Annotated in this window: 2 protein-coding genes and 1 pseudogene; 2 read left to right on the top strand and 1 reads right to left on the bottom strand. The window is 68.5% G+C overall.

Going from position 1 to position 3,373, the window contains the following annotated elements:
* Both VA603_RS09380 and plsB read left to right on the top strand, forming a co-directional pair.
* Positions 1 to 217 (top strand): annotated as a pseudogene (locus VA603_RS09380) (hypothetical protein); the annotation flags it as partial.
* A complete protein-coding gene (gene plsB / locus VA603_RS09375) occupies positions 217 to 2,850 on the top strand; it encodes a glycerol-3-phosphate 1-O-acyltransferase PlsB (RefSeq protein WP_425603683.1) in 2,634 nt (877 codons plus the stop codon). The pseudogene VA603_RS09380 and the gene plsB, both read left to right, overlap by 1 nt.
* Before the next feature lie 76 nt (positions 2,851 to 2,926).
* Here plsB and VA603_RS09370 read toward each other — a convergent pair.
* On the bottom strand, positions 2,927 to 3,373 hold a 447-nt coding region (locus VA603_RS09370), incomplete at its 5' end, for a hypothetical protein (RefSeq protein ID WP_323438634.1).

Here is a 3,373-nt window from a genome sequence, read left to right as displayed (position 1 = left end):
CGGCAAGGACGTGGACCTGCAGGTCGCGCTGGCGCGCCGCGACGGGCATTGGTACCTGGCCCGTACCGTGGCCGAAGCCGACCAGGTGATCGCCGCGGCCCAGGCCGCCGAACAGGCCCGGGTGGAAGCCGCACAGGCCGCCGCGACCGCAACGGACCCGGCCACGGCGCCGGGCAGTGATCGGCCAGACACCGCCAAAACGGCGGCTAAGCCATAATGGTCCAGATGTCGAAACAGAAATCCCAACCCGAACAGGGCGACCTGCTTCCGCCGGACGATGCCCACGCGGCGCCGCCCGCCCCGCCTGCCGCCATCGTGCCGGGCACCCCCAGCCGTGCCGTGCCCGCCCGGCCCGCCGGCCGTCGCCCGCTCTGGGCGCGCCTGCTGGGCAAGCTGGTCGAGCCCTGGCTGGGCCTGAAGATCGAGCCCGAACAGGCCGGCGAGTACGACGACGGCCGCCCGGTGGTCTACGTGCTGGAGGACTACGGCCTGTCCAACGCGCTGATCCTGGACAAGGCCTGCCGCGACGCCGGCCTGCCTTCGCCGCTGGTGCCGCTGGCCGGTGACCTGCTCGGCCGCAAGCGTGCCTATGTGGCGCTGTCGCGGCGTTCCAGCAACAACGCGCTGATCCCCGAGCAGCGCGGTGCCAAGACCCACTCCGATTCGCTGGCCAAGCTGCTGCAGGCGCACCGCGCCAACCCGGCGCTGGACGTGCACCTGGTGCCGGTGTCGATCTTCGTCGGCCGCGCGCCGGACAAGCAGAGCGGCTGGTTCGCGGTGCTGTTCTCGGAAAACTGGGCGCTGGTCGGCCGCTTCCGCCGCCTGCTGGCGGTGCTGCTGAACGGCCGCGACACCATCGTCCGCTTCGCCCCGCCGGTGTCGCTGCGCGAAACCGTGGACGAAGGGCTGGAGCCCGAGCGCACCGTGCGCAAGCTGCAGCGCGTGCTGCGCACGCACTTCCGCCGCATCCGTGAATCGATCATCGGCCCGGACCTGTCCACCCGCCGCCTGCTGGTGGACAAGGTGCTGGCCGCCGACCCGGTGCGCGAAGCCATCGCCGCCCAGGCCAAGCGCGACAACTCCAAGACCACCGACGCCTGGAAGAAGGCGCAGGGCTACGCCTGGGAGATCGCCGCCGACTACTCCACCCCGGTGGTGCGTTCGGCCAGCTTCATGCTCAGCCACGTGTGGAACCGCATCTACGCCGGCGTGCTGGTGCACCACCTGGACAAGTTCAAGGAAGCCGCGCCCGGGCACGAGATCGTCTACGTGCCCAGCCACCGCAGCCACATGGACTACCTGCTGCTGAGCTACCTGCTGTACGACCGCGGCATCGTGCCGCCGCACATCGTGGCCGGCATCAACCTCAACCTGCCGGTGGTCGGCACGCTGCTGCGCAAGGGCGGCGCGTTCTTCATCCGTCGCTCGATCAAGGGCAACGCGCTGTACTCGGCCGTGCTCAGCGAATACGTCGCCCAGCTGGTGGCCGGCGGCTATTCGATCGAGTACTTCGTCGAGGGCGGGCGCTCGCGTACCGGCCGCCTGCTGCAACCCAAGGGCGGCATGATCTCGATGACGCTGCGTGCCTTCCTGCGCCAGCCGCGCAAGCCGGTGCTGTTCCAGCCCATCTACATCGGCTATGAAAAGCTGATGGAGGGCGGCAGCTACCTGGACGAGCTGTCCGGCCGGCCGAAGGAGAAGGAATCGATCTGGGCGCTGCTGTGGGGCATCCCCAAGGTGCTCAAGCAGAACTTCGGCCAGGTGGTGGTGAACTTCGGCGAGCCGATCGCGCTGAACGACGTGCTGGCGCAGAAGGCACCGGACTGGAACGGCCAGCCGGTCGGCGAGGACGAGAAGCCGAGCTGGCTGTCCAGCGCGGTCGATACCCTGGCCGAGCAGATCCAGGTGCGCATCAACGGCGCCGCCGACGTCAACCCGATCAACCTGCTGGCGCTGGCGCTGCTGTCCACGCCCAAGCACGCGATGGGCGAGGCCGACCTGATCGCGCAGATCGAGCTGAGCAAGAAGCTGCTGGTCGAGATGCCGTACTCCGACCGCGTCACGGTCACCCCGCACTCGCCCGAGCGCATCATCGCCCACGCCGAGGACATCAACGTCCTCACCCGCATCAAGCACCCGCTGGGCGACGTGCTGAGCGTGAGCGGCGACACCGCGGTGCTGCTGAGCTACTTCCGCAACAACGTGCTGCACCTGTTCACCGCCTCCTCGTGGGTGGCCTGCTGCTTCCAGAACAACCGCCGCATGAGCCGTGGCGGCCTGCTGCGGTTGGGCCGCGGGCTGTATCCGTTCCTGCAGGCCGAGCTGTTCCTGCCGTGGAGCGAGGACGAGTTCGCCGCGCGCATCGACCAGACCATCAGCGTGTTCGTGCGCGAGGGCCTGTTGCAGCATGTGGGCGAGGACGACGGCGGCATGCTGGCGCGCAGCACCGGCCAGACCGACGAGGTGTTCCGCCTGCGTGCGATCGGCCATTCGCTGCAGCAGGCGTTCGAGCGTTACTACATCGCCATCGCGGTGCTGGTGAAGAACGGCCCCGGCACGCTCGGAGCCGCCGAGCTGGAGAGCCTGTGCCAGCAGGCCGCGCAGCGCCTGAGCCTGTTGTACGCACCGGCCGCGCCGGAGTTCTTCGACAAGTCGCTGTTCCGTGGCTTCATCCAGAAGATGCGCGAACTGCGCCTGGTGTGGCCGGACGAGAACAGCAAATTGCTGTTCGACGAGCGCCTGGACGCCTGGGCCAAGGACGCCAAGTTCATCCTCGGCCGTGAACTGCGCCACACCATCGAACGGGTCAGCCCGGAAGCGGTGAAGCCGGAACTGCCGGCCGGGAAGTAAGTGGCACGCACCCACGTCGGCGTGGGTGCGCTACTCGCGGGTTGTCGTTGGCAGTGTCTTCGCCGGTTGGCGCCGGCTACCCGCAATCGGCTTCGATCATGCGGACCAGCACCTGCTCCGCGGCGCAGTTCATCGGGCCGATGCGGATGTTGTCCCCCATGCCACAGCTGGCGCCAATGTAGTTTGCCTGGCTGAAATGGACCCCGTTGCCGGTCGCGGTGCCCGGGCAGCGGGCTTCGAAGCGGACATTGCAGCCGGTCCTGGGGGGCATGGAGCTCCTGAGGTAAAGCACGTCCTTGCCACCGCCGATGCAGGTGATCGCTGCACCGCGAAAGGAACCGAGCACGTTCTGTTCGTGGCGGACGACCTGCTGTTGCGTGGCCTGGCGTTGTTGTTCTTCCACGCGTCGGTGTTCGGCACCGACCTGCTCGTGGGCGGCGCGTTGTTTCTCGGCATTGGCGGCTTGCTGCTCACGCGCCAGCTGCTGGCGTTGCCGTTCGGCGGCCACATTCGCGCGTAGTGC

It is taken from the genome of Stenotrophomonas capsici (assembly GCF_034961085.1).
Classification (GTDB): Bacteria; Pseudomonadota; Gammaproteobacteria; order Xanthomonadales; family Xanthomonadaceae; genus Stenotrophomonas; species Stenotrophomonas capsici.
The sequence above is the reverse complement of the archived record's forward strand: the minus strand, read 5'-3'. Positions and strand labels throughout refer to the sequence as shown.